At 62.5% G+C, this 23,824-nt stretch carries 25 protein-coding genes and 1 pseudogene; 11 read left to right on the forward strand and 15 right to left on the reverse strand.

Features of this window, described 5'->3' with window-relative positions:
- Positions 1–67: 67 nt before the first annotated feature.
- Genes glp through Q0M35_RS07895 form a run of 4 tightly spaced genes read right to left on the reverse strand, consistent with a single transcriptional unit; the run spans position 68 to position 4,168 of the window.
- A complete protein-coding gene (gene glp / locus Q0M35_RS07880) occupies positions 68–2,191 on the reverse strand; it encodes a gephyrin-like molybdotransferase Glp (RefSeq protein ID WP_295313902.1) in 2,124 nt (707 codons plus the stop codon).
- The gene (mobB, locus tag Q0M35_RS07885) at positions 2,188–2,679 is read right to left on the reverse strand and encodes a molybdopterin-guanine dinucleotide biosynthesis protein B (RefSeq protein ID WP_295313904.1); all 492 of its coding nucleotides are present in this window, start codon (positions 2,677–2,679) and stop codon (positions 2,188–2,190) included. The genes glp and mobB overlap by 4 nt, the downstream gene beginning before the upstream one ends.
- Positions 2,676–3,284, reverse strand: a complete 609-nt coding sequence (gene mobA / locus Q0M35_RS07890; protein ID WP_295313906.1) for a molybdenum cofactor guanylyltransferase MobA — start codon at positions 3,282–3,284, stop codon at positions 2,676–2,678. The genes mobB and mobA overlap by 4 nt, the downstream gene beginning before the upstream one ends.
- The gene (locus Q0M35_RS07895) at positions 3,281–4,168 is read right to left on the reverse strand and encodes a formate dehydrogenase accessory sulfurtransferase FdhD (protein WP_295313908.1); all 888 of its coding nucleotides are present in this window, start codon (positions 4,166–4,168) and stop codon (positions 3,281–3,283) included. The genes mobA and Q0M35_RS07895 overlap by 4 nt, the downstream gene beginning before the upstream one ends.
- Positions 4,169–4,217: 49 nt before the next feature.
- On the opposite strand from Q0M35_RS07895, the gene Q0M35_RS07900 reads away from it, so the two are divergent.
- Together Q0M35_RS07900 and Q0M35_RS07905 are read left to right on the forward strand one after the other, a co-directional pair.
- Positions 4,218–4,949, forward strand: a complete 732-nt coding sequence (locus tag Q0M35_RS07900) for an AzlC family ABC transporter permease (protein ID WP_295313910.1) — start codon at positions 4,218–4,220, stop codon at positions 4,947–4,949.
- Positions 4,946–5,272, forward strand: a complete 327-nt coding sequence (locus Q0M35_RS07905) for an AzlD domain-containing protein (RefSeq protein ID WP_295313912.1) — start codon at positions 4,946–4,948, stop codon at positions 5,270–5,272. Before Q0M35_RS07900 ends, Q0M35_RS07905 begins: the two co-directional genes overlap by 4 nt.
- Here the strand turns inward: Q0M35_RS07905 and Q0M35_RS07910 are convergent.
- From Q0M35_RS07910 to Q0M35_RS07930, 5 genes are all read right to left on the reverse strand, one after another.
- A complete protein-coding gene (locus tag Q0M35_RS07910; RefSeq protein ID WP_295313914.1) occupies positions 5,269–5,874 on the reverse strand; it encodes a hypothetical protein in 606 nt (201 codons plus the stop codon). The genes Q0M35_RS07905 and Q0M35_RS07910 overlap by 4 nt on opposite strands.
- A gap of 24 nt (positions 5,875–5,898) precedes the next feature.
- Complete coding sequence (locus tag Q0M35_RS07915) at positions 5,899–6,033, reverse strand: aa3-type cytochrome c oxidase subunit IV (RefSeq protein ID WP_295313916.1); 135 nt, start codon at positions 6,031–6,033, stop codon at positions 5,899–5,901.
- 113 nt (positions 6,034–6,146) lie between these two features.
- Positions 6,147–6,596 carry a DUF6173 family protein gene (locus tag Q0M35_RS07920; protein ID WP_295313918.1) on the reverse strand — a complete coding sequence of 150 codons (450 nt, stop codon included), beginning with the start codon at positions 6,594–6,596 and terminating at the stop codon, positions 6,147–6,149.
- Between the two features lie 2 nt (positions 6,597–6,598).
- Complete coding sequence (locus Q0M35_RS07925) at positions 6,599–7,645, reverse strand: MBL fold metallo-hydrolase (protein ID WP_295313920.1); 1,047 nt, start codon at positions 7,643–7,645, stop codon at positions 6,599–6,601.
- A complete protein-coding gene (locus tag Q0M35_RS07930) occupies positions 7,645–9,360 on the reverse strand; it encodes an acyl-CoA dehydrogenase (protein WP_295313922.1) in 1,716 nt (571 codons plus the stop codon). The genes Q0M35_RS07925 and Q0M35_RS07930 overlap by 1 nt, the downstream gene beginning before the upstream one ends.
- A 122-nt stretch (positions 9,361–9,482) precedes the next feature.
- Between Q0M35_RS07930 and Q0M35_RS07935 the strand changes: the two genes are divergently transcribed.
- Positions 9,483–10,424 carry an L-threonylcarbamoyladenylate synthase gene (locus Q0M35_RS07935; protein ID WP_295313924.1) on the forward strand — a complete coding sequence of 314 codons (942 nt, stop codon included), beginning with the start codon at positions 9,483–9,485 and terminating at the stop codon, positions 10,422–10,424.
- A gap of 13 nt (positions 10,425–10,437) precedes the next feature.
- On the opposite strand, the gene Q0M35_RS07940 is transcribed toward Q0M35_RS07935, so the two are convergent.
- Entirely contained in the window at positions 10,438–11,022 is a 585-nt protein-coding gene (locus Q0M35_RS07940; RefSeq protein ID WP_295313926.1) for a YqgE/AlgH family protein, read from the reverse strand.
- Positions 11,023–11,137: 115 nt separating this feature from the next.
- Here Q0M35_RS07940 and Q0M35_RS07945 point away from each other — a divergent pair, with 115 nt between their 5' ends.
- The gene (locus Q0M35_RS07945; protein WP_295313928.1) at positions 11,138–11,944 is read left to right on the forward strand and encodes a protein-disulfide reductase DsbD domain-containing protein; all 807 of its coding nucleotides are present in this window, start codon (positions 11,138–11,140) and stop codon (positions 11,942–11,944) included.
- Here the strand turns inward: Q0M35_RS07945 and Q0M35_RS07950 are convergent.
- The 4 genes from Q0M35_RS07950 to Q0M35_RS07965 form a co-directional block, all read right to left on the reverse strand.
- Complete coding sequence (locus tag Q0M35_RS07950; protein ID WP_295313930.1) at positions 11,923–15,339, reverse strand: efflux RND transporter permease subunit; 3,417 nt, start codon at positions 15,337–15,339, stop codon at positions 11,923–11,925. The genes Q0M35_RS07945 and Q0M35_RS07950 overlap by 22 nt on opposite strands.
- A complete protein-coding gene (locus Q0M35_RS07955; protein ID WP_295313931.1) occupies positions 15,336–16,664 on the reverse strand; it encodes an HlyD family efflux transporter periplasmic adaptor subunit in 1,329 nt (442 codons plus the stop codon). Before Q0M35_RS07955 ends, Q0M35_RS07950 begins: the two co-directional genes overlap by 4 nt.
- A gap of 92 nt (positions 16,665–16,756) precedes the next feature.
- Complete coding sequence (gene moaB, locus Q0M35_RS07960) at positions 16,757–17,299, reverse strand: molybdenum cofactor biosynthesis protein B (protein ID WP_295313933.1); 543 nt, start codon at positions 17,297–17,299, stop codon at positions 16,757–16,759.
- Positions 17,300–17,338: 39 nt separating this feature from the next.
- Positions 17,339–18,139: a uracil-DNA glycosylase gene (locus Q0M35_RS07965; RefSeq protein ID WP_295313935.1), complete on the reverse strand. Its 801-nt coding sequence runs from the start codon at positions 18,137–18,139 to the stop codon at positions 17,339–17,341.
- A gap of 136 nt (positions 18,140–18,275) precedes the next feature.
- Between Q0M35_RS07965 and Q0M35_RS07970 the strand changes: the two genes are divergently transcribed.
- The 5 genes from Q0M35_RS07970 (at position 18,276) to Q0M35_RS07990 (ending at position 22,090) form a co-directional block, all read left to right on the forward strand.
- The gene (locus tag Q0M35_RS07970) at positions 18,276–19,223 is read left to right on the forward strand and encodes an aspartate carbamoyltransferase catalytic subunit (protein ID WP_295313937.1); all 948 of its coding nucleotides are present in this window, start codon (positions 18,276–18,278) and stop codon (positions 19,221–19,223) included.
- Positions 19,220–19,768: a hypothetical protein gene (locus tag Q0M35_RS07975; RefSeq protein ID WP_295313939.1), complete on the forward strand. Its 549-nt coding sequence runs from the start codon at positions 19,220–19,222 to the stop codon at positions 19,766–19,768. The genes Q0M35_RS07970 and Q0M35_RS07975 overlap by 4 nt, the downstream gene beginning before the upstream one ends.
- Positions 19,769–19,917: 149 nt before the next feature.
- Entirely contained in the window at positions 19,918–21,204 is a 1,287-nt protein-coding gene (gene pyrC, locus Q0M35_RS07980) for a dihydroorotase (protein ID WP_295313941.1), read from the forward strand.
- Positions 21,201–21,809: a glycerol-3-phosphate 1-O-acyltransferase PlsY gene (gene plsY, locus Q0M35_RS07985; RefSeq protein ID WP_295313943.1), complete on the forward strand. Its 609-nt coding sequence runs from the start codon at positions 21,201–21,203 to the stop codon at positions 21,807–21,809. The genes pyrC and plsY overlap by 4 nt, the downstream gene beginning before the upstream one ends.
- Positions 21,810–21,850: 41 nt before the next feature.
- Positions 21,851–22,090, forward strand: coding sequence for a hypothetical protein (locus Q0M35_RS07990; RefSeq protein ID WP_295313945.1), 240 nt, complete (start codon positions 21,851–21,853; stop codon positions 22,088–22,090).
- Here the strand turns inward: Q0M35_RS07990 and Q0M35_RS07995 are convergent.
- Positions 22,072–22,461: an ectoine synthase gene (locus Q0M35_RS07995; protein WP_295313947.1), complete on the reverse strand. Its 390-nt coding sequence runs from the start codon at positions 22,459–22,461 to the stop codon at positions 22,072–22,074. The two genes, Q0M35_RS07990 and Q0M35_RS07995, sit on opposite strands and share 19 nt — an antisense overlap.
- An 83-nt stretch (positions 22,462–22,544) precedes the next feature.
- Between Q0M35_RS07995 and Q0M35_RS08000 the strand changes: the two genes are divergently transcribed.
- On the forward strand, positions 22,545–23,483 hold the full coding sequence (locus tag Q0M35_RS08000) for an aldo/keto reductase (RefSeq protein ID WP_295313949.1): 939 nt from the start codon (positions 22,545–22,547) through the stop codon (positions 23,481–23,483).
- A pseudogene (locus Q0M35_RS08005) lies at positions 23,480–23,824 on the forward strand (glycerol-3-phosphate dehydrogenase); the annotation flags it as partial. The gene Q0M35_RS08000 and the pseudogene Q0M35_RS08005, both read left to right, overlap by 4 nt.

Consider the following 23,824-nt stretch of genomic DNA (forward strand, 5'->3'; position numbering starts at 1 on the left):
CGCGGGCCTTTATGCTGCTGGGGCGCGTTGCCGGTACCTTCGACTGACGGGCCCCTGCCAGGTCAGTTCAGAGCCCGAAACCTGAAAACGGGAGATATCGCACCTGAACACCGGGGGTGATCGTCGCGGCACCGGGCGGCAGCTCCACGAGACCCTCCGCCCAGGACAGCCCGCTGATACGCCCGGAGCCTTCCGAGGCAAAGGCTTCCGCCGCACCGTCGCGGATCCGCGCGCGCAGATATTCCGTGCGCCCCGGCTTTTTCTTTTTGCTGAAGGCCGCCGGCACCATAAATCCCTGTGGTCCGGACCAGCGGCCACCGGCCATCACCGTCAGTGCCGGACGCGCAAAAATCAGCGCACAAACCATCGCCGCCACCGGATTGCCGGGCAGACCAAAGACCGGCACACCGTTCCACATGCCCAGTGCCAGCGGTCGACCCGGCTTCACGGCAATGCGCCAGAGCTGCATCGTACCGGTCTCCTCCAACAGCGCTGAGACGTGATCTTCATCGCCCGCCGATGCGCCGCCACTGGTGAGGATGACATCCGCCCTGCGCGACGCCTCATCAAGCCGCACCCGCAACTCTGAGCGGTCGTCCCGGACGCGGCCCATATCCACACCTTTGTGCTCGCAGCGCCGGATCAGCTCCAGCAGCATCGGGCGGTTTGCATCAAAAATCTGCCCTTCCGCCGCTGTTTCGCCCGCTTCAACCAGTTCTGCGCCGGTAGAGAGCACAGCGACACGCAGCGGGTCATGCACCTGCACCTCGCGCGTGCCGGTTGCTGCCAGCAGAGCCGCCTCGGCGGGACCGATCCGCTGCCCGCCGGCCAGTACCTGCGCTCCGGCTTTGACATCCTCACCGGCTTTGCGGGTGTTGGCGCCGGCTTTAACCGGTCCGTGCAGTACCACATGGCCGTCCGTGATCCGCACATCTTCCTGCAGGACCACCGTGTCGACGCCTGCAGGCAGGGCGGCGCCGGTCAGCACGCGCATGGCGTGGCCCGGGGCAAGCACGCCGGGCGCATCTCCCGCAGCGGCACGACCTGTGGCCAGAGGCAGCCGGTGCAACCCCTCAGGCAGACCGCCGGCAAAGCCATATCCGTCCACCGCCGTATTTGGCAACGGCGGGTTGGCACGCACGGCCAGCACCGCGCCGGCGGCAATGCGCCCGGCAGCCTCGGCCACCGGCACGCAGCGCACCGGGGTGACGGCGGTGAGATTGCGCCGCAGATGGTCCAGCGCTCCGGCCACCGGGGTCCAGTGGACACCGGGCGGCAGGGCAAAACAGTCGTTGCGCAGGGGGGGCACTTCGGGGTCTGCGGAGGCCAGTTCAGACAGCCGCGCCGCGTGGCCGGCCCCGAGAATCCACGCTTCTTCACGCGCCTCAACCGGATGATCCTCCAGCATCCGGTCCAATTCTGACGCCGGCAGCGCTGACAGCGCACGCGCCAGAGCCCTGACCTGCACTTCATCGCGTATCACCCTTGCGGACGCCATGCTCTCAATCTGCTTTACCGCCGGTTCAATGAGGCCGGGCCAGACTTCTGCCAGAACAACCGTTGCCTTGCGCCAGTCTTCCAGTGGCCACACTGCCACATCTGCAAGTCGGCGCAGTCGCGAAAGCATTGGCAATCCCATGAGGATCTGGCTGCCAACTGTCGGGTTAAAACACAGCTGAAAACAACTTGACGCTGCATTCGCCAGGCGGTCGCAAATCCGTTTTTCCGACAGGTCATCGAAAACGATCCCCTGTTTTTTATAGGGCACACCTGGCCAGCGGTCCGCGCGTGTTTTGCCCCACAGGGGTCCGGAACTGTCAAATTTTGAATTGATCCGCTCGGCAACCTGAAAACGATTGTTCTCATTGAGCTCCGTGTCTGTAATCTGTGCCGCAATCCAGTCCCAGAGATCAAAGGGATCATCGCTGCCTGTTACGCGTTTTGAAAAGCCGCTCGGATAGCCGAACGGAAAGTCAAAGCCGACAAGAACGCGTCGACCGGCCGTTTTTTCTGCCGAGATCAGGCTCCGGATACGGTCCTCCGCTTCCACTCTGCCCCGACAATAAACGGCATCGATGTCACGACCTCCGCGCGCCAGACCAATCCAGATGGCATCTTTGGACGGCTTCTTCGGGCTGAGCTTCGATGACGCGGACCAGTCCACCACAATGCATGTGTCGAAGCCCTTCAAAGACCTGTCTCCTGCAGGATAAAATCTGCAATCGCGGGCGCGTCGTTGAGATCAAAAACCGGACGGTCCAGATCCATCGGTGTGTCACTTGCAACGGCACGGATTGTCGGATCCTCAGGAGCGATCAGCGGATTGCCCGTCTCTGCGCGGAAGGCTTCGATCTTGGGGTGCGCGTCACGTTTGTACCCCTCGATCAGTACAAGATCGACAGGCGAAAGTCTGGCCAGCAATTCATCCAGAGAAGGCTCGGGCGCGCCGCGCAATTCGTGCATCAGGGCCACGCGCTTGCGTGAGGCCAGCAGCACCTCACGGGCTCCGGCGGTGCGGTGGCGATAGCTGTCCTTGCCCGGGTGATCCACATCGAAAACATGGTGCGCGTGTTTAACCGTCGAGACAGAAAATCCGCGCGCGCATATCTCTGACACCAGCCGTTCCATAAGCCCCGTCTTGCCCGCGTTTTTCCAGCCGACAACGCCGTAAATCTTCATAAGAGCCCTTCTGCACGTTTGAGGTCTTCGGGTGTGTTGACGTTAAAGAACGGGTCGAACCCGGCCACCGGAAAAAGCGCCTCCCGCCCGCCGTGACGGTCCGTCCAGAGCACAACCTTGCGCACCCCGTCCTGCAACGCGGCACGCAGATCATCGCGCAGCGCCACCGGCCAGAGACCGAAGGTCGGATGGCGCGCCCTGCCGCGTTCGGGATCCGGGGTCGCGGCGAGCACCAGAGGATGCTGCATGCCTTCGGCTGCCATCAGCAGTCGCGGCACCAGATCAGCCGGAAAAAACGGCGTGTCGGCCGCTGCTGTGACAATCGTCTCAGCGCCCTGGTCCGCGGCCCAGTCGAGACCGGCAAGCACGCCGGCCAGCGGGCCTGCATAGCCTTCGATGCTGTCTGCAACGACGGGCAGGCCGAGCGCCGCAAACCGCGCAGGATCCCCGTTGGCATTCAGCGCGAGGTCTTTGACCTGCGGTTCCAGCCTGTCGATGACATGACCAAGCAGTGTCTTGCTGCCCAGCGGCAGCAGCCCCTTGTCACCGCCGCCCATGCGGCTTGCAAGACCGCCGGCAAGGATCACGCCGCACGGCTGTTTCACGCGGCCCCCTTGCGGCCGGCGCGACGCGGCTCATCGGGCACATCCGAGGGGTCTGCGTCCCGCACGAGGCGCTCCTCTCCGGCAAGACAGACAAACCGGCGCCCCTTCATCCGGCCGATGAGTGTCAGACCAACCTCGCGGGCGATCTCAACACCCCAGGCTGTGAAACCCGATCTGGAAGCCAGCACCGGAATGCCCATCATCGCCGTTTTGATGACCATCTCGGAGGTCAGACGCCCGGTGGTGTACAGGATCTTGTCATCCGCAGAGACCTGTTCTGACAACATCCAGCCCGCAATTTTATCGACCGCATTATGCCGGCCCACGTCCTCCATATAGACCAGCGGGCGGTCCCCGGAGCAAAGCACAGTGCCGTGGATGGCGCCCGCTTCCAGATAGAGCGACGGCGTGCGGTTGATCCGCGCGCTCAGACTGTAAAGCCAGCTTGTGCGCACCAGGGCGGGCGCCAGTCTGACGCCCTCGAGCCCCTCCATCATATCACCGAAGACCGTCCCCACAGCACAGCCACTGGTGCGGGTCTTTTTGCGCATTTTCTCCTCGTAGTTCGTCTTGCGCGCGGTGCGTACGATCACCGTTTCCAGTTCTTCATCATAATCCACACCGGTGATCTCGTCGGCGTCACTGATCATCCCCTGATTGCGCAGAAACCCCAGCGCCAGATAATCCGGATAATCGCCGATCGTCATGGCGGTCACGATCTCCTGCGCATTCAGGAAAATCGTCAGCGGCCGTTCCTCTACCACGCTGGCCGTCACGGCCATACCATCCTGATCTGTTCCCGCCACAGACCGGGTCAGCCGCGGCGCCTGCGGGTCAGGCGCGATCAGGTAATCGCTGGTGTCATCTATCCTTGCCAATTGCATCCCCCCGGGCTCTGAGATAGGCCTCGCGCATAACTTTATAAAGCATCTCATGCCCTCCACCACCGCGAAAACACTCACGTCCGGGCGCGCGTTCTGGACAGGCTTCCGGGATGGCACACCCTTTGTGCTGGTTGTCGGCCCTTTTGCGGTGCTCTTCGGGGTTCTGGCGGCTGAGGCCGGGCTGAATGTGCTGGAAATTCTGGTATTTTCGGTCGTAGTGATTGCGGGCGCTGCACAGTTCACTGCCTTGCAACTGATGACCGAAGACGCGCCGACTGTCGTCGTTCTGGCCTCGGCACTCGCCGTGAACCTGCGCATGGCGATGTACTCCGCTTCGCTGACGCCCTGGATCGGTGCGGCACCGCTTTGGCAACGGGCGATTGCCGCTTATTTCGTGCTTGATCAGTCTTATGCCTGTTCCATCGTTCAGTTTGAAAAAGCGCCCGGCATGAGCATTCCGGCGCGCGTCGCCTATTTCGCAGGTGCGGTCTGCCCGGTGGTGCCGGTTTGGTATGGCGCAACAGTCGCGGGGGCTCTTATCGGCACACAGATACCCGAAAGCTGGGCTCTGGATTTTGCCCTGCCGATTACCTTTCTGGCGATGATCGCTCCGATGCTGCGCACACCCGCGCATGTAATTGCAGCCTTGGTGGCCGTGGTCGTGAGCCTTCTGACGGCGGGCGTGCCCTATTCGCTGGGCCTGATCATCGCGGGCGTTTCGGGCATGATGGCAGGCGCACGCGCTGAACTCCGGGCAGATGTGCGAAAGGCCGCAGCATGATTGATGCATCCACCCTGTGGATTGTGATCGTCGGCCTCGGACTGGGCAGCTATCTGCTGCGCTTTGCGTTTCTCGGTTTGGTTGGTGACCGTCCGATCCCGCCCTGGCTCCTGCGACATCTGCGCTATACCGCCGTTGCGGTTCTGCCGGCGCTTGCGGTGCCTCAGGTTGTCTGGCCCGAGGCCACCGGCGGTGCGCCGGATGCACCGCGCATCGCAGCGGCTGCTGTTACTGTGCTTGTTGGTCTGTGGACAAAGAACGTGATTGCGGCAATCGTCTGTGGTGCCGGCACGCTTTACGGTCTGCTCTGGCTGCTGGGCTAGGCCGGGCCCGCCACTACATCCGGGATGCCGTCACGCACGTTGCCCTCGTCATCTTCGTAATAGCGGTCCGTGACCACACCGGGCCGTTTTGCAATCTGAGCCATCAGATTGGTCGGAAAGAATGTCACGGAGATGTCTTCGAACCCGGGTACCTGACTGATGATGCGCGACGTGGCATTTGCACAGAACGAGCCTGCAACCGCGCCATTGCTCTGCACAAGCTGCAAGGCACGCTCAGCCTGCGCCGGTGTTACCTCAATAGTCTGTGTAACAACGTGGTGGGTGTTGCGCGCATGCGCGCTTTTATAGCCCTGCACCCAGGCAGGTGACATGCCATAGAGGACATCGCCGCGTTCGGGTACGTCGGGATGCAAAAAGGATCCTGCCGGATCAAAGATCACCCGCTGCGAACCGCTGACCATCAGCGCGCTGTGCCCGCCGGCACCGGATGAATTGTTTATCACGGTGATAAGCGTCAGGCCGGGCGGGCCGCCGGCCCGATAGGCCGCATCACGGATCTCTTCATTTGTGGCTTCAAAGGCGGCGGAAACCGCGCATCCCGTCAACAGTACCAGAACTGCAAGCAAAGCAGGGATACGCATGGGTTTCTCCCGCACTTCAGCAGATCAGGTAATGAAAATCGCCATGCCGACCAGCAGGAGAATGATCACAATTACCGTCCGTGCGGTAAACCGCATGAAACCGTCGAATGTCTTTTCCTGAACATCCGTGTTCATTTCGCCGTGCTTGTACTCTGCCATTGCCGCAGTCCTTTTCTGTAACCGTTGTTCAGAGGCCTAATGGATTCTGTGACCGCTGTCACGCTCATAGCTGTGCGCAGCGACCCTGTGACCCGCAGGCGCCGGTCCTGTACTCAGCCGGTGCCGCCTTCTTCGAGATCCTGCACCAGCCGGAAGCCGATACGCGCAGGTTCCGCACGCTCATGCGGTTTTGGCAGGGCCCGCAGCATCACGCTGAGCTGGCTTACGTGCTGGACAAGCTGTGTGCGACCGCCGGTGGCGTCAGTGCCGTAAAATGTCACGATGTCCGGGTCAAAATATCCCATCCCCTCAATGCGCAGCACCCCCGCGTCACCGCCGGCAAAGCCCATGGCGACCTCGTGATCGTTATCGAGGTCCTGCTCAAAGTTGCGGATATACAGGATCATGCGCTCATAGGCCCATCTGGCCGGGGATTTCTTTTCCGCCGGCGGGCCTTTCATGACGTCAGGCAGCAAAGTGTCAGAGGCGCCCTTAGAGGCAGGATCGGTGTGAACCTCATGCAGCTTGGGTTTACCTGCAGATTTCCCTGCTTTTTTGCCCATTTTCAGTCCTTGCGCTGATAAACCCATGCATCGTCCCCGCGCCGCGCGCGTGTGATCTGCCCTGTCTGGTACAGGTGGCTGAGATGCGCAACCGCTTCGACCAGCGCCAGACCATATTCTGCGTCACCGATGGTACGGCGAAAGAGCGGCATAAAGCAGTCACCCGCGGCCTGCGGGGTATCCAGAAAAGCCACAAGCCTCCTGAGAGCGCCGTGGTGGTTGTCGATCAGCTGGAACATGCGGAGCGGCAGACCGGTAAAGGGCAGTTTGTGCCCGCCCAGAACGAAGTGATCGTCGCGGGCCACAGCTGCAAACCGCTCGCAGCTTACCAGCCATTCGCCGATCGGATCAGCCATCGGTTCGGTGGCATAGACGCCGATATTGGGGCTGATCGAGGGAAGAATCTGGTCGGCGGAGATCACCAGTTCGTCGTCCCGGCTCCAGAATGTCGCCTGCTCGGGCGCATGTCCGTGACCGGTGTAAATATCCCAGGTCCGGCCACCCATGGTGATGCTCTCGCCGTCCGCGATGCGGGTAAAACCAAGTGGCATCGGCGCGACCACATCCGCGAAGTTGAACGGACGTTCGCTTTCGCGTTTAGCCAGCACATCCGGGGCCATGCCGGCGCTGCGGTAAAAGGCGAGCGTTTCGGGCAGCGGCACGTCCTGCGCGTCAAGCGTCAGCATGCGCCCGGTCAGCCAGGCCGTGCGTGTGGTGACGAGTTCCGCGCCGTGTTCGGTCTGGAACCACCCCGCGAGCCCGATATGGTCCGGATGATGGTGGGTGACCACGACACGGCGCACGGGCTTTCCGCTCAGCGGTCCCTGCATCAGGCTCTCCCAGATCGCGCGGCTGCGCTTTGTGGCAAAGCCCGTGTCGATCACCGTCCAGCCGTCGCCGTCATCCAGCGCATAGACATTGACGTGATCGAGCTTCATCGGCAGCGGCAGGCGCATCCACAGCACACCATCGGCCAGTTCAACGGCGGCCCCTTCTGCCGGGGGCTTTTCAAACGGGTACCGCAGGCCTTCGGTCGGGCGGTCCTTCATCAGGCCGCCAGATCGTCGTCGGTCAGACTGTAGAGATCTTTGGCGCCGGCCTGAGCATGGGCCAGAAGCCCCTCATACTCGGGTAACAGACGGGTTATATAGAACCGCGCCAGCTTTTCACGCGCGCCGCCACGATCGGCCAGAGCCGCGCGCAGGTGTACATATCCGCCCAGCACGCGGGCAAAGGCCCGCTGGAAGGGAACCGCGCCGGCAAAGCGGTCATCGGGGTCGCTTTGTGCTACCAGCCATTCGGTGGCCTCGCGCTGGGTTTCACAGGCCTGCCATACGGCTTCACCAAGATCAGGCAGAATCGCGCGGGCTTCAGATGCACAGGCAGCGACCTCATCGAGAAGCCGGAAAGCTGCGTCACCGCCGTCCATCATTTTGCGGCCGACAAGGTCCATTGCCTGGATGCCGTTAGTGCCTTCGTAGATTGCCGTTACCCGGACATCGCGGCAGAACTGCGCAGCACCGGTTTCCTCAATGAAACCCATGCCGCCGTGTACCTGCAGACCCATATCCGACACCGCGATTCCGGTTTCTGTGCCAAAGGATTTGTTGATCGGGGTCAACAGGGCTGCACGGGCTTTCCATTCTGCATCCCCGGTTGCCCGCGCAAGGTCAATTGCCATGGCACAGCACAGTGCGATCCCGCGGGCGGCAAAGACCTCAGCTTTCATCGTGCTCAGCATCCGACGCACGTCCGCATGATCGGTAATTGTGCCGCTGGCATTTTCGCGCCGGGAGCGGCCCTGTTTGCGGTCTGTAGCATAGGCCCAAGCGTGCTGAAACGCCGCTTCGGCCACACCGATCCCCTGGATGCCGACGCCAAGACGCGCATTATTCATCATGGTGAACATAGCCGCCATGCCGCCCTGCTCCTCGCCGATCAGCCATCCTGTGGCGCCGTCGTATTCCATCACAGCGGTGGGCGAGCCGTGCAGTCCGAGTTTGTGCTCAAGGCTGACCACCCGCAGGCTGTTGGCCACGCCCGGATTTCCGGCGTCATCCGGCAGGTATTTAGGCACGATAAAGAGACTGATGCCTTTGGTGCCGGCTGGCGCACCCGGCAGCCGGGCCAGCACCAGGTGGCAGACATTTTCTGCCACATCGTGATCCCCCCAGCTGATATAAATTTTCTGCCCGCTGACCGCATATGTGCCGTCACCTTTCGGTTCGGCTTTTGTGCTCAGTGCGCCTACATCAGATCCGGCTTGCGGTTCGGTCAGGTTCATGGTGCCCGACCATGCGCCCGCGATCAGTTTCGGCAGGTAAAGGTCTTTAATCGCGTCCGATGCGTGATGTTCGAGCGCTTCGATCTGCCCCTGCGACATCAGCGGTGCAAGCTGCAGCGACAGGCACGCGCCGCTCATCATGTCATTGACCGCAGAGGCCAGCGTCATCGGCAGCCCCATCCCGCCGTTTTCCGGATCAGCGGCAATCCCGATCCATCCGCCTTCGGCAATTGCGGACCAGCCGCCGGCATAGCCAGGCGAGGTGCGCACAACACCGTTTTCAAGCCGCGCCGGATGCAGATCACCGGGGCGCTGCAGCGGTGCCAGGATCTCGTCGGAAAGCTTGCCGGCTTCGGTCAGAATGGCCTGGGTTACGTCTTCTGTGCTGTCGGCGAAAAGGTCTGTCTCACGCAGCTGATCAAAATCAACAATATGTTTGAGAATGAACGCAAAGTCGTCGACGGGCGCGTGATAAGGCATCTTCGTATTCTCCGGACGTCGGGCATGGTATCTTGGCAAATGCGGGCACAGCTTATATGGCCCCGGGGCAACCATGAAGCGACGGGACTTCGACAGCAACCAGAACGCGGCGTCACAATTTTATGCACAAAGGCCCCACACTTACCCTCGCCGCAGATGCCGCCGGCCTGCAACAGGCAGCGGCCCTCCTGCAGGCCGGCGCTCTTGTCGCCTTCCCGACCGAAACCGTTTACGGTCTCGGCGCGGATGCCCGCAACGGCGCGGCAGTCGCGGCGGTATATGCGGCTAAGGGGCGGCCGTCGTTCAACCCGTTGATTGTGCATGTGCCTGATGCCGCCGCTGCGCGGGAGCTGACGGTCTGGAACGATGCCGCAGCAGCGCTTGCAGAGGCTTTCTGGCCAGGTCCGCTGACGCTGGTGCTGCCGCTGAAAAAAGGGCACGGGCTGGCATCGCTTGTCACCGCAGGGCTCGACACGGTGGCAATCCGGGTGCCGGCGCATCCGGCGGCCCGCGCTCTGCTGAAGGCTTTTGGCGGCCCGGTCGCGGCACCCTCCGCGAACCCCTCGGGACGCATAAGCCCGACGCGTGCTTCTCACGTTCTGGCCGGCTTGAACGGCAGGATTGCCGCGGTGCTGGATGACGGGCCCTGCGCGGTCGGTCTGGAAAGTACGATCGTGGGGTTTAACCCGGCTCCCCTGCTGCTGCGCGCAGGCGGGGTGCCAGCGGAAGCGGTGAGCGGTATCCTGGGACGAGCGCCCGGATCGCCCGGGGGCGACACCATTACAAGTCCCGGGCAGATCGCATCGCATTACGCGCCGGGTGCGCCGGTGCGCCTGAATGCGACGCAGGCGCGTCCGGGCGAGGTGATGCTGGGTTTCGGCGATATCCCGGGTGATCTGACGCTGTCTGAAACAGGTGATCTTCAGGAGGCCGCAGCGACGCTCTTCGATCATCTGCATACGCTCGATGCCACGGGGAGTCCGATCGCCGTGGCACCGGTGCCGGAACAGGGTCTGGGAGAGGCAATTAACGACAGGTTGCGCCGGGCCGCAGCACCACGCTGACACTGAGTTGTCGTCAGGCGCGCCCTGCATCCGCAGAGAGCAGAACCGGATCGACCCCAAGAGATTCCAGCGCCGCCGTCCATTTGTCCCGCGCAGGTGTGTCAAAGACCAGCGCGCGGCTTGCGTCTGCGGTCAGCCAGCCGTTGCGGGCAATTTCCGATTCCAGCTGCCCCGGCCCCCAGCCGGCGTACCCAAGCATCATCAGCGCCCGGTCAGGCCCCTGCCCGCGGGCGATCTCTTCGAGAATATCCATGGTCGCGGTCATCGCAAAGCCACCGGTCACCAGCAGCGTGTGCAGATGCGACTGATAATCCTGCGAATGCAGAACAAAGCCGCGACCGGTCTCTACCGGGCCCCCGAAATGCACGACCATGGCCGCTGCATCTTCGACGGGGGAAATCTCCAGCTGGTCCAGCACATCGCTCATGCGGATATCCGGGCTGGGTTTGTTCAGGATGAGCCCCATGGCCCCCTTGTCCGAATAAGCACACAGCAGCACGACTGAATGCTCAAACCGCGGATCGCCCATGCCGGGCATTGCAACCAGCAGTTTGCCCGTCAGATCCATCTGGTCGTCATGCTGATCTTTGTCCGTCATGCCCGATACAATGGCGCGGAGTGATGTGGCACACAAGTCCCCGGGGTGTCACGGCGAAACATGGCTGACCGGATCGTGACTTGGCATTTCAGAGCACTGCGGCCATATCGGTAATATGAAACGTTTTGCGCTCGCCACCGCCTTCACCGCGCTTTGCGCCCTGCCAGCCGCTGCCTGGGACGGGGCCGCGGCACCTGTGACAGCACAGGTTCTGCCGGGATGGGTCACCGCGGACGGGACCTATGTCGCGGCGCTGCATCTGAAGATGGCGCCAGGGTGGAAGACCTACTGGCGGGCCCCTGGTGATGCCGGCATTCCGCCCAGCTTTGACTGGTCGGCCTCGCGCAATCTCTCAGGCGTGTCCGTGTCCTGGCCAACACCACAGATTTTCGATCAGAACGGAATGCGGTCGATCGGGTATTCCGGCGATCTGGTTATCCCGCTTTATGTTTCACCGACAACCTCCGGTCAGGCCGTTGATCTCAGCGTCGGCATGGATCTGGGTGTCTGCTCGGATGTCTGCGTGCCCTGGCAGCTTGATATGGCGGCAACGCTCGATGATACCGGCGGCAAACCAGTACCGGCGATTGCCGCAGCCCTTGCACAGCGCCCGCTGAGCGCCGGCGAGGCAGGTGTCACGGCGGCCACCTGCCGGATCGAGCCGACTTCAGACGGGCTGCGGGTTGAGGCCCGCGTGAGCCTGCCGGCGGCCGGTGGTGCAGAGGTTGTGGTTCTGGAGCCGGGTGTTCCCGGTGTCTGGGTCAGCGAGGCACAGATCCGCCGTCAGGGCGGTGATGTCATCGCTGTTTCGGAAATGATCCATGCCCGCGACGGTGCATTTGCACTGGATCGCTCGGCCATCCGCATCACTGTGCTCGGCGGCGCACACGGCGTGGACATTCAGGGCTGCACACCCGGCTGAGCGCGTGCGCCACCCGAAGCCCGCAACATCAATGTCCCCGCCGCGTAGCCCAGAGCCGCTATCACTGCAGCGCCTGCAACAAAGACCATCAGCGCACCGGTAACGGAAGTTTCACCGGTTCTGACCGGAACCAGACCGTGCAGACCGGGCATCATGCTGCCCGTTGCAATCGTCCACCCGAGCGTTGCGGCCCCCCATGCAAGCACCAGGCCCCAAAGCGCGAGAAAACTCATTCGGATGCGGCGGACCGGCGCACCAAGACCGCGACGCATCGCCCGGATCTGACGGCTGATGTCGTGCTGAACCGCCATCAGAGCGGGCACAACCAGCAAGACAAGGATCATGCCAAACCCGAGACCATAGACCAGAGTGATGACGGTGGGCTTGAGGAACTGGGCCTGGCGGCTGGTCTCATAAAGCAGCGGCGTCATGCCCAGCACTGTGGTGAGCGTTGTGAGCATTACCGGACGCAGGCGGTCTGTTGCCCCGTCGATGATCGAAGGGATCAGGCCGCGCTCTTCGGCATAGTCGTCAATGGTGGTGATCAGCACGATGGAGTCGTTTATGATGATACCGGACATGCCCAGAAGCCCGACAACCGTGAACATACTCAGGGGTACCTCCCAGGCTGCGTGCCCGTAAATCGTGCCGACAAGGCCAAAGGGGATGATCGCCATCACAATCACGGGCCGGCTCCAGCTGCCGAAAACCCAGGCGAGGGCCGCGTAGATGCCGGCCAGACACAGCACCATGCCCGAACCGGCATCTGACAGAAATCTGCTTTCGTCCTCTGCAAGGCCTGCAATTTCGTAATCGACCTGGTGGATCCCGGCGATGCGCGGCATCAGATCATCGCGCAGATACTGGGTGATTTCTGCTGCGCGGGCCGGATCATCCTCAGAAACGTCGCCGGTGACTGTGATCTCACGTACGCCGTTGGTGCGGCGCACTGATCGGAAACCCGCACGGCGCTCGACCGTCACGATATCGGCAAGGGGTACGTAACCGCCATCGGGTGTCCGCATCAGAGTGCCGGCCAGAAAATCCGCCGTCAGCTCATTTTCGGGCAGTTCGACACGAATTTCTGTGCTGCGCTGGCCATCCGGAAAGGTCGCGGCCTCGATACCGGCCAGTCTGTTGCGCAGGTCACGACCAAGCTGATCCGTGGTGAACCCAAGGGCAAGACCCTGCGGGGTCAGATCAAGCAAAAGCTCGTCGAGATCATAGGCGAGGCTGTCCTGCAGCGCTGAAACTTCGGTAAAGTCCGACAGCTCAGACTGCATCTCCAGGCTGGCGGCTTTCAGCACGGCGGCCGCGGCCCCGGAAAGTCTGACACTGATCGCGTCGCTCTGAGGGCCTCGACGCGCGCCGCGAAACGCAATGACCTCTGCCAGCGGATGAGGAACCACGAGTTCCTGAAGATCAGACACGAATGCGGAACTGGTAAAGTCGCGCGCATCGGCATCTATGAGCTCAATGGATATCCCGCCCTGCAGATCCTTGTCCCTGTCTTCCGCGCCGCTCAGGCCCCGACCGAATGTGCCGCCCACCTGTGCTGTCACGTTGTCCACCGGATCCCGGCCATATCGTTCGATATATCTGGCGCGGAGCGTTTCCGTGGCACGCTGCATCTCATGCATCATCAGGAGCGCATCATCCCGTGACGCAGTTTCCGCCATCATGAAATTTCCACGAATCGTACCCCGCTCAGGCGAATCGAAAAACCGCCACTGGACATCACCGCGGATGAAAACAGCGACCTGCGAGGCGAGAATGGCGAGCAACCCGGCAAGCACGACGTAGCGCGCAGCCACCACCCCCGCCATGAGCGGGCGGAAGGCACGGTCGCGCACCACGCGGAATCCCCGGTTCACCTGCCGGCTGGGCCAGTCATACCAGCGTTCTTTTGCTTTGGCCGCCAGCGCATGGGCCATATGATTTGGCAGTACCAGAAAACATTCGACCAGTGAGGCGATGACCACTGCAATCACCGTCAGGGGAATGTCGCGGATAATTGTGCCGTACCAGCCACCGATCAGCGTGAGACCAGAGAAGGCAATGACCGTTGTAAGCGTCGCGGCAAAGACTGGTAAAGCCATCCGGCGGGCAGCGTTTTCTGCCGCGACCACAGGCGGCTCGCCCAGATGCCGTGCGCGATAATCTGCGTGCTCGGCCACGACGATGGCGTCATCTACCACAATTCCAAGCGTGATGATCAGCCCGAAAAGCGAAACCATATTGAGCGACAACCCGGCAAGGTACATGATCGAAATGGCAGCCATCATCGCCACCGGGATACCTGCGGCCACCCAGAATGCAGACCGCGCGTTCAGAAAGAGAAAGAGCAGTCCCACAACAAGTGCGAGCCCCGTCAGCCCATTGTCGATCAGGGTGCTCAGCCTTGCACTGATGGCCTCGGAACTGGTGTTGCGCAACTCAACCGTAACACCGGCCGGCAAGGTCGCCTGCAACTGCGCTGCGACCTGCTCCACGGTTGCCTGAATCCCAATTGCATCGCCACCGGGAGAGCGGTCGACCTGCACCATCACCGCCGGATTATCACCAACGAAATAACTCTGGCGCCGGTCCGGGCCAAGTCGTGTCACAGTCGCGACATCACCGACCAGCAGCTGACGCCCGCCCGGTTCGCTGCGCAGCACGATCTCTGAAATCTCGGCGGCTGTGCGTTTTTCAGACCCCGCCCGGACGCGCGCGCCCGCGCCGTCCACGCTGCCTGCCGGATTACCGGCGACTTCCGCACCGATCGCCCGTGCGATCTCATCCATGGAGATACCATTGCCGATAAGGCGGACAGACGGTACTTCGACCAGGATCTGTGGCGTCGCCACACCGCCGATGCTGGTGCGGGTCACCCCGGCCTCAAACAGCCGCGCCCGGAAGGCATCAGCATACTGCACCAGCTGCTCACTGCCGACCGGCCCGGTGATCACAACATTCGTTACCCTGTCCCAGCTGGTGTTGAAACGGACCTGAGGGTCGTCCGCGCCGGCAGGCAGGCCGGTCACAGTGTCCACAGCGCTTTCAACATCGCTCATCGCCTGATCAAGATCGCGGCCGGGTTCAAAGGAAATGCGGATCCTGGCAGTGCCTTCAGACGCCGTGGCAGACGTGTAATCAACCCCCTCCACTGCAAGCACCACCGGCTGCAGCAGTTCGATGATGCCACGGTCAATGTCCTCGGCGCCCGCTTCATCCCAGGCCACGCTGACGGTGATCGTACTGGGTGTGGTATCAGGAAAAAACTGCGTGCGCATGTTTGGCACGGAGACCGCACCGGCCAGCAGCATGACGACGAGAATGAGATTGGCGACCGTGCGGTGCCTGGTAAAGTAGGACAGGATACCGCCCGCCGCCGCCGGCACTCGCCCGTTCATCCCGGTACACTGCCGCCAGCGGGCGACCCCAGAGAGGCCTGATCGTCGCGCCCGGTCTGCATCTGCTGCCTGCGCACAGACACGCCCGGCCCAAGCAGCGGTGTGCGCCCTCTGACAACATCCTGTCCGACCAACCCCGGCGCACGCACCAGCACGTCATCACCCTGGCGACGCAGAACTTCGACCGGGAAAACAGCAAGCCGGTTATCTTCGGAGACAACCAGCAGCTCTCCGGCGCTGTCAAGCGCCGTAGCTGGCAGGCGGATCACATCTTCAAGTGGCTGTTCGGCTATTTCGACGGTCGCGAAATCGCCAGGCCGAAACCCCGGCGCGCGTCCGAGCCGCGCAAAGAGCACACGCCCTGTCTGCCCCTCGCCCGGCCCTGCACTGACCCGCGAAATGCGCCCGGTTGCCATCAGATCGACGCCGGTGACATCCAGCGAAACAGTTACCGGTGCCCGGAAAAGATCACCCGAGGGTCCGAGGAGCCGGGCGTACTGCGCCGTGGAGATGCGGAAAGCCACCTCCAGATCGTCCGGATCGACGAGGTCGGCGAGGCGCTCACCCTCACTCACCAGACCCCCTGCGACCACAGCCGTCTTACTGAGCGTACCGGAAAAAGGCGCGGTAACGGTCGTGTCGGCAAGCTTCCGGCGGGCGTCTTCCAGCGCGATCTGCGCGCGCGACAGACGTGTGGCCGATAAATCCACGCGCGCCTCGGCCTGCGTAACAGACTGGCGGCGCGAGATCACAACCGCACGGGCCGCAGCGGCTGCAAGTTCCGCGGTCTCGGTGGCTGCGGCACTGCCTACGCCTCGCTCAGCAAGATCGGTCTGGCGGGCAAAGGCTCTTTCGCGCAGGCCTGCCTGCTCTTCGGCCGCGCGTTCATCATCCTGAGCCAGGGTCAGACTGCGGGCAGCTTCGCGGGTTTCCGCCTGCGCATCGGCCAGATCCGCGCTCAGGCGCGCGACCTCCGCTTCGGCGTCGGCCGGGTCAATGCGCAGCAGCACGTCACCGGCTTTTACGGTGCCGCCATCCTCAAAGCTGTCGGAAAGTTCAATGATCCGCCCGCCGGTCGCGGCGCGCAGTTCCAGCGTGCGCCGCGCGGAAATTTCGCCAAACGCCCGCAGAACGGGTGTGATCGTCTCACTCTCGGCCTTTATCAGGCTCACCGCAAAGACGCGTTCGCGTGCAGGAGGTCCCGACGGCGCATCCGCGAACCGCACGTCCAGGGCCCCCGCGATCATCTGTGCGGCCCAGACCAGCAATCCCAGCGTCACCGACGCAAGGAAAAGTCCGATCATACTTTGCCGCAGAAACCGCATAGATACCCTTCTCAGCACAAAACGCGCCGTTCCTTATAACCTGGAACGCTGCCGGAAAATACCAAGGCACAAAGGCGTTACGCGATCACCGGCTATTTCCGTCGCTTATGTTCATCGAGACGCGGCATAATTTCCACAAAATTGCAGGGCCGGTGGCGGAAATCGAGTTGTTTTGCCAGAATTTCGTCCCATGCATCCTTACAGGCCCCCGGGCTGCCGGGCAGTGCAAAGAGATACGTCCCGTTGGCCACACCGCCGGTCGCACGGCTTTGTACGGCGCTCGTGCCGATCTTATTCATCGACACAATGGTGAAAACCGTGCCAAAGGCGTCGATTTCCTTTTCATATACGTCGCGGTGCGCCTCGACCGTTACATCCCGCCCGGTCAGCCCGGTGCCGCCGGTGCTGATCACCACGTCGATGGCACCATCTTCGCACCAGGCGCGCAGCTGGTCCGCGATTTCTGCGCGTTCGTCCGGCAGGATGCGACGATCCGCAAGCTCGTGGCCCGCGGCGAGAAGGCGCGATACGAGCACCTCGCCTGATTTATCATCTTCGGCCACGCGCGTGTCCGACACTGTCAGCACCGCAATGCGGACCGGAATGAACTCCATCGTTTCGTCAATGCGGCTCATAAAACTGGTCTCCGGGTGGTCTGATGTTGAGGTGGCATATCAGGCAATTGTCAGCCGCGCGCCGATTTCCAGAAGGTCTGCCCAGGCATCCCGCTTGGCGTCCGGCGTGCGCAGCAGATAGGCGGGGTGGCACATGGGCATAGCAGGCAAGCCGCAGGCCTCGGTCCAGGACCCCCGCAGACGGGTAATGCCGCGCTTGCCCAGAAGCGCCTGTGCACTGATATTTCCCATGATCACAAGGATCTGGGGGCGTGCCAGTTCAATGTGGCGCAACAGGAACGGCCGCATCATCGCAATTTCTTCGGGCGAAGGATCACGGTTCTGCGGGGGCCGCCAGGGCAGCACGTTAGTGATATATACCGGCGTATCATCAGGACCGCGGCCCAGACCGATTGCGGCGAGCATCCGGTCAAGCAGTTGTCCCGCGGCCCCGACAAAGGGGCGGCCCTCGCGGTCCTCGTCGCGCCCCGGTGCCTCGCCGATGATCATAACAGCGGCACCGGGTCTGCCATCACTGAACACGAGATTGCGCGCGCCCTTTTTGAGCGCACAGTGCTCAAAACCCGCCAGTGCCGCGCGCAGACTTTCCAGATCTGTGGCCGCCATCGCAGCCTTTTCCGCTTCGGCAACCGGGTCCGCGGCCACCGCTGCCGGCGGCTTCACAGCAGCGCCTGCTCTGGTCCCCGGGGCTGCTGGTACTGCCTGCTTCGGCGCCGTTCCGGGCATTGTTTCAGGCAGATCATAGCAATTAACCGGCGTGTCACCGATGGCCTCGGTCGCTCCGAGTTCGGCCTGCCACTCCAGCAATGCCCGCGCATAGTGAAATTCCGCTGATTCCATATCGCCATTCTAGGCGGTGCAGCCGGGAAACTGAACTGCCCCTGTGCACATGCCGCGCACCGGTTATGTGGCATTTCTGCGCCTTGCCCGTGCCCGGCCCGCTCCCTATAAGGCTGATAGCTGCCTGAGGATCTTAATGACGTTTCCGCACCGCCATCTGCTTGGGATCGAGGCTCTGCGCCCTGAAGAGATCACAGTTCTTCTTGACCTGGCTGACACCTATGCCGCCCTGAACCGGCAGCCTGACAAACACGCCGATGCGCTGGCCGGCCTGACGCAGATCAACATGTTTTTCGAGAATTCCACGCGCACGCAGGCGAGCTTTGAGATCGCCGGCAAACGCCTCGGCGCGGATGTGATGAACATGGCGATGCAGGCCAGTTCGGTCAAAAAGGGCGAAACACTGATCGACACGGCACTGACGCTTAACGCCATGCACCCCGATCTTCTGGTGGTGCGGCATCCGCATTCGGGGGCGGTGGATCTGCTGGCGCAGAAAGTCAACTGTGCGGTACTGAACGCCGGCGACGGGCGGCATGAACACCCCACCCAGGCGCTGCTCGATGCGCTGACAATCCGGCGCGCCAAGGGCCGTCTGCACCGGTTGTCTGTCGCGATCTGCGGCGATATTGCGCACAGCCGGGTGGCGCGCTCCAATATCATGCTGCTCGGCAAGATGGAAAACCGCATCCGCCTCATCGGCCCCCCCACCCTGATGCCTGCCGGCATCTCCGAGTTTGGCGTGGAGGTTTTTGAGGACATGAAAGAGGGCCTGCAGGACGTTGATGTGGTCATGATGCTCAGACTGCAGAAAGAGCGTATGGACGGCGGGTTCATACCGTCCGAGCGGGAGTATTATCACCGTTATGGTCTGGACGAGGAGAAACTGGCCTTTGCAAAGCCCGATGCCATTGTGATGCATCCCGGGCCGATGAACCGTGGAGTGGAGATTGACGGCACGCTGGCTGATGACATCAACCGCTCGGTGATCCAGGATCAGGTGGAAATGGGTGTCGCGGTGCGCATGGCGGCGATGGATCTGCTGGCACGCAATCTGCGCCTGACACGGACGGAGGCGGTATGAGCGAAACAATCGCGATTAAACGCAATGAGGGTAGCAAAATCCGGGTGTTCGCGGTGAGCCGCGCGCCGGCCGATATGCGCGCGGCACTTGATGCGGCACCGCGGGCCGATGTGGCGCGGGACCTTCTTGGCGACCCGCATCTGAATACTGCCTCGACCGAAGTTTTCCCGGTGTCTGATCTCGCAGGCGTCGGTCTGGGCGCCTATCTCACCGAAGGCTACGCCGTTGATGCAGATATTATTGCCGCCGACCGTGCAAAGCTCGATGCGCTCGACGGGTATGTGCTGCTGCTTTTTTCTGACAGCTTTGGCGGCGCTGAGAGCCGGCTGTCGCCGGGGCCTGACCTCACACTGATCGGAACCTACGAAGAATACCGGCCGGATGAAGGCGTGCCGGCGGCTCTGACCGCAGACAGCGCGATGCCCTATACCGGCGTACCCGGTGTGGTGCCTGCCCCTTCCGCGCGCAGCGGTGCCGGCAGTGCGATGGTCGTCTTTGCTGTTCTGGTGCTGCTGGGCCTGCTGGCCTGGTGGCTGCTGACATAAGCCAGCGGAGGAACTGATGAACGAACCCAAAGACCCGAAGATGTCCGGCCGCATCGCCATGATCGCGCTGATCGTCGCTTTTGCAGTGGTCGGGCTGATGATCTGGGTGGGGTCATGACGGTCTCTTCCGGCACGCGCGTGTTCCGCTGATGAGCCGGATTGCCTTTCTGAATGCGCGTCTTGTCGACCCTGAACGGGCACAGGTCACCACGGGCGGCCTGCTGGTCGAGGAGGGCCGGATAAGGGCTCTGATGCCTGCCGGGGAGCCCGCACCTGGCGATGCACAGGTTATAGACTGCGGTCTGAAATATATCGCGCCCGGTATTGTGGACATCGGCGTGAAGGTTTGTGAACCCGGCGAACGGCACAAAGAAAGCTACCGGTCCGCGGGGCTCGCTGCCGCTGCGGGCGGTGTGACCACGATGATCACCCGGCCTGACACGACGCCCGCGATCGACAGCCCCGAGACGCTTGAGTTTGTGACCCGCCGCGCCAATGAGGCGTCCCCGGTGCGGGTGCTGCCGATGGCCGCGCTGACCAAAGGTCGTGACGGGCGGGAAATGACTGAAATCGGGTTTCTGATGGACGCCGGTGCCGTGGCATTTACCGATTGCGACCGTGTGGTGAGCGACACGCGGGTGTTTTCGCGGGCGCTGACCTATGCGCGCAGCCTGGGAGCGCTGGTGATTGCACATCCGCAGGATCCGGGGCTCAGCCGCGGGGCGTCTGCGACATCGGGCAAATTCGCTTCGCTGCGCGGGTTGCCGGCGGTCTCAGTGATGGCCGAGCGCATGGGGCTGGATCGCGACATTGCACTCGTGGAGATGACCGGTGCCCGGTACCATGCGGATCAGATTACCTGTGCCCGCGCCCTGCCGCCGCTGGAACGGGCGCGCAACAACGGGCTGGATATCAGCGCCGGCACCTCGATCCATCACCTCACGCTCAATGCGCTCGATGTGGCGGATTACCGGACGTTTTTCAAACTGAAGCCACCCTTGCGGGATGAGCAGGACCGTCTCGCCATTGCCGGGGCGGTGAATTCCGGGCTCATCGACGTGATCTCTTCGATGCACACCCCCCAGGATGAGGAAAGCAAACGCCTGCCGTTCGAGGAGGCAGCATCAGGAGCGGTGGCGCTTGAGACGCTGTTGCCGGCAGCAATGCGGCTTCATCACGCGGGTCTGATTGATCTACCCGTGCTCTGGCGCGCGATGTCACTTAATCCTGCGCGACGGATGGGACTGGAAAGCGGGCGTCTGGCCAAAAACGCACCGGCGGATCTGGTGCTTTTCGATCCGGATGCACCGTTTCTGATGGACCGTGCCACACTGCGCTCGAAATCGCGCAATACACCCTTCGACGGAGCACGTATGCAGGGCCGTGTGCTGGGCACATGGGTGGCCGGTACGCAGGTCTTTAAAAGGGACAGATGAGCTATGAGGGATACGTCATGACAATGCTGCTCTGGTGGGCCGGGGTCGGCTATCTGATCGGGTCGGTTCCCTTCGGCATCCTTGTGGCGCGGGTCATGGGGCTCGGCAATCTGCGCGACATCGGCTCGGGCAATATCGGTGCCACGAATGTTCTGCGCACCGGCAACAAGACGGCTGCGGCACTCACCCTGCTGCTCGATGCCGGCAAAGGCATGGTCGCGGTGCTGCTGGCCCGGTCTTACGGCAGCGGTGATCTCTACCTCATTGCCGGGCTCGCCGCGATGATCGGGCATTGCTATCCGGTGTGGCTTCGCTTTGCGGGTGGCAAAGGCGTGGCGACCTTTCTTGGCATCGTGCTGGCGATGCATTTCCCGGTGGGTGCCGGCTGCTGCATCGCCTGGCTTGCCGGTGCCTTTGCGACGCGCATCTCGTCGATGGGCGCGCTTGTTGCCTCGGCGGCAGGCATCCCGCTGGCCTGGGTGCTGGACGGCGGAAAAATGGCCTTTTACGTGGCTCTGATGGCTGCAATTGTCTTCTGGCGGCACCGGGCAAATATCGCGCGGATCCGAGCAGGCAGCGAGCCGAAGATCGGACAAAAGTCCTGACCCCTGAGGCTTTTGCGGACTTTGAGCAGGCGCTTGACGCTTTGCCCGCAGGCAGCCTCAGGGGACGGTACGAGGGCCGGCTTTACCGCGCGGTCAAGACAGTTTTCAACAACGGGCGTTCCATTAAACTGGTCGCCGAAGAAGCTGGTGGAAATGATTATATCAGCCTCAATTTTTTCCGGCTCAAAGCAGGTGCGCGGCTCTGCCCCTGCGAAATGAGCAGCGCGAAGGTCGCCACGTTTGTGACAGGTTTTGTGCCGGATCAGTCCGGTGCAGCATAGCTGCCGTCAGGGCCATGAACCTCGTCACCCTGCAGCGCCGGCGAGAATACACAGATGAGGTGCAGCGGCACATCGCCCGTGACCCGGACCTCGTGTCGCTCGTGCGTGTCGGGCGCATAAAGTACACCTGCGCGGATCTCATGCCTGCGCCCGCTGTCAGTCTCGGTGACAGTGCCCTGCCCGCTCAGGCAGTAACAGGCCTCGATGTGGTTCTTATAGTGCAGGTTCAGCACCGCACCAGGCAGCACGCGGGTTTCCGTCATTGAAAACCCCATACCGTCCGCGCGCACCAGCAGGCGCAGGCTGGTCCAGCCCGGACCAGAGGCGTCGCGGCTGGTGTTTTTCAGCTCTGCAGCGTCGGTGATGATCATGATCGGGGTCCCTGTTTTTTGCGCGTCGGTCCGGCGCGTTATTGAGCATTGCATGGCTTCACAGCGCATGCCAGGCTTCGGGCATGACAAAAGTTATGACCAGCCCGGACGGCACCCCCGCAAGTCGCCTCGCCTTTGGCACCATGCAGTTCGGCGGACGCGCGAATGAAACCGCGTCGCGCGCCATGTTTGAGGCAGCGGTCGCCGCCGGCGTGAACCATTTCGACACGGCCTATGTCTATAATGATGGCGCCTCTGAGACGCTGCTGGGCAGCATGCCCGGCGACCGGCGCGACGGGCTGATCATTGCGACCAAAGCGGCTTATACCGGCGGCGGGACACGCGACAATATCCTCACGAGTTTCGACATATCGCGCAAGCGGCTGGGCATGGATACGGTCGATCTGCTCTATATGCACCGGTTTGATCCCGACACCGATCTGCATGAGACGATGGAGGCGCTGGCGGAGCTCAGAGAAGCCGGCAAAATACGCTACGTCGGGGTGTCGAACTACGCCGCATGGCAGGTCGTGAAAGCCATCTGTGTGGCCGCCAAATTCGGCATCACGGTCGATATCCTGCAACCAATGTATAACCTCGTGAAGCGCCAGGCCGAGGTGGAAATCCTGCCCATGTGCGCGGATATGGGCGTGGCCTGTGCGCCCTATTCACCGCTGGGCGGCGGGCTGCTGACCGGGAAATATGCCGCCGGCGATGCGGGCCGTCTGACGGAGGACGATCGCTATGCGGCGCGCTATGGCCCCGGGTGGATGCATGAAGCGGCGAAGGGTCTGAGCGCCATCGCAAAGGAGACCGGCACCCCGGCTGCAACACTAGCCGTCGCCTGGGCCGCGCGCCATCCGATGGGGCCGACACCGATCATTTCGGCGCGCAGCGCAGAGCAGCTGGCCCCCTCGCTCGATGCCATGACCTTCGAGATGGATGACGCACTTTATGCGCGGCTCTCGGCGCTGTCGCCGACACCGCCCCCGGCCACTGACCGGCTCGAAGAACAGGAATGACCGATACTCTCGTGATCGGCGGCAGGATCGCTGACCCTCGGGCTGCATCGCGGGTGCAGGAGAACGCGCGGGTCACGTTGTCTGAGGCCGAAGCGACCACGGGATATCACGTCCCGGGCCGGTCGGCGGCTTTCATCGGGAAATATTGCGGTGCTGAAAGCATATGTGCGCTGACCCGTGCGGGTTTTGACTTTTTGCGCAAAAGTTTTGGCGGCTGTCTTACGCCGCGCAGACTGATGATCCTCGCCCGGAAGAATGAGAAAGAACTCTTTCACGACGATCTGAGCTCTCTTGGTCTGGGGCAGATCAGCGCGCCAGAGGCGCGCGCTGTGGTGCGGGGT

The organism is Roseobacter sp. (genome assembly GCF_024639605.1).
Lineage (GTDB): Bacteria > Pseudomonadota > Alphaproteobacteria > Rhodobacterales > Rhodobacteraceae > Roseobacter.

What these genes read in the sequence shown, in the direction of transcription:
- Q0M35_RS07945 (WP_295313928.1), top strand. Translation starts at nt 11,138, where the DNA reads ATGAAACGTTTTGCGCTCGCCACCGCCTTCACCGCGCTTTGCGCCCTG.
- Q0M35_RS07895 (WP_295313908.1), bottom strand. Translation starts at nt 4,168, where the DNA reads ATGCAATTGGCAAGGATAGATGACACCAGCGATTACCTGATCGCGCCT.
- Q0M35_RS07950 (WP_295313930.1), bottom strand. Translation starts at nt 15,339, where the DNA reads ATGAACGGGCGAGTGCCGGCGGCGGCGGGCGGTATCCTGTCCTACTTT.
- Q0M35_RS07975 (WP_295313939.1), top strand. Translation starts at nt 19,220, where the DNA reads ATGAGCGAAACAATCGCGATTAAACGCAATGAGGGTAGCAAAATCCGG.
- moaB (WP_295313933.1), bottom strand. Translation starts at nt 17,299, where the DNA reads ATGAGCCGCATTGACGAAACGATGGAGTTCATTCCGGTCCGCATTGCG.
- mobB (WP_295313904.1), bottom strand. Translation starts at nt 2,679, where the DNA reads ATGAAGATTTACGGCGTTGTCGGCTGGAAAAACGCGGGCAAGACGGGG.
- plsY (WP_295313943.1), top strand. Translation starts at nt 21,201, where the DNA reads ATGAGCTATGAGGGATACGTCATGACAATGCTGCTCTGGTGGGCCGGG.
- Q0M35_RS07905 (WP_295313912.1), top strand. Translation starts at nt 4,946, where the DNA reads ATGATTGATGCATCCACCCTGTGGATTGTGATCGTCGGCCTCGGACTG.
- Q0M35_RS07910 (WP_295313914.1), bottom strand. Translation starts at nt 5,874, where the DNA reads ATGCGTATCCCTGCTTTGCTTGCAGTTCTGGTACTGTTGACGGGATGC.
- Q0M35_RS07965 (WP_295313935.1), bottom strand. Translation starts at nt 18,139, where the DNA reads ATGGAATCAGCGGAATTTCACTATGCGCGGGCATTGCTGGAGTGGCAG.
- Q0M35_RS07915 (WP_295313916.1), bottom strand. Translation starts at nt 6,033, where the DNA reads ATGGCAGAGTACAAGCACGGCGAAATGAACACGGATGTTCAGGAAAAG.
- Q0M35_RS07995 (WP_295313947.1), bottom strand. Translation starts at nt 22,461, where the DNA reads ATGATCATCACCGACGCTGCAGAGCTGAAAAACACCAGCCGCGACGCC.
- Q0M35_RS07930 (WP_295313922.1), bottom strand. Translation starts at nt 9,360, where the DNA reads ATGCCTTATCACGCGCCCGTCGACGACTTTGCGTTCATTCTCAAACAT.
- pyrC (WP_295313941.1), top strand. Translation starts at nt 19,918, where the DNA reads ATGAGCCGGATTGCCTTTCTGAATGCGCGTCTTGTCGACCCTGAACGG.
- Q0M35_RS07970 (WP_295313937.1), top strand. Translation starts at nt 18,276, where the DNA reads ATGACGTTTCCGCACCGCCATCTGCTTGGGATCGAGGCTCTGCGCCCT.
- Q0M35_RS07900 (WP_295313910.1), top strand. Translation starts at nt 4,218, where the DNA reads ATGCCCTCCACCACCGCGAAAACACTCACGTCCGGGCGCGCGTTCTGG.
- Q0M35_RS08000 (WP_295313949.1), top strand. Translation starts at nt 22,545, where the DNA reads ATGACAAAAGTTATGACCAGCCCGGACGGCACCCCCGCAAGTCGCCTC.
- Q0M35_RS07925 (WP_295313920.1), bottom strand. Translation starts at nt 7,645, where the DNA reads ATGAAGGACCGCCCGACCGAAGGCCTGCGGTACCCGTTTGAAAAGCCC.
- Q0M35_RS07935 (WP_295313924.1), top strand. Translation starts at nt 9,483, where the DNA reads ATGCACAAAGGCCCCACACTTACCCTCGCCGCAGATGCCGCCGGCCTG.
- Q0M35_RS07940 (WP_295313926.1), bottom strand. Translation starts at nt 11,022, where the DNA reads ATGACGGACAAAGATCAGCATGACGACCAGATGGATCTGACGGGCAAA.
- Q0M35_RS07920 (WP_295313918.1), bottom strand. Translation starts at nt 6,596, where the DNA reads ATGGGCAAAAAAGCAGGGAAATCTGCAGGTAAACCCAAGCTGCATGAG.
- Q0M35_RS07955 (WP_295313931.1), bottom strand. Translation starts at nt 16,664, where the DNA reads ATGCGGTTTCTGCGGCAAAGTATGATCGGACTTTTCCTTGCGTCGGTG.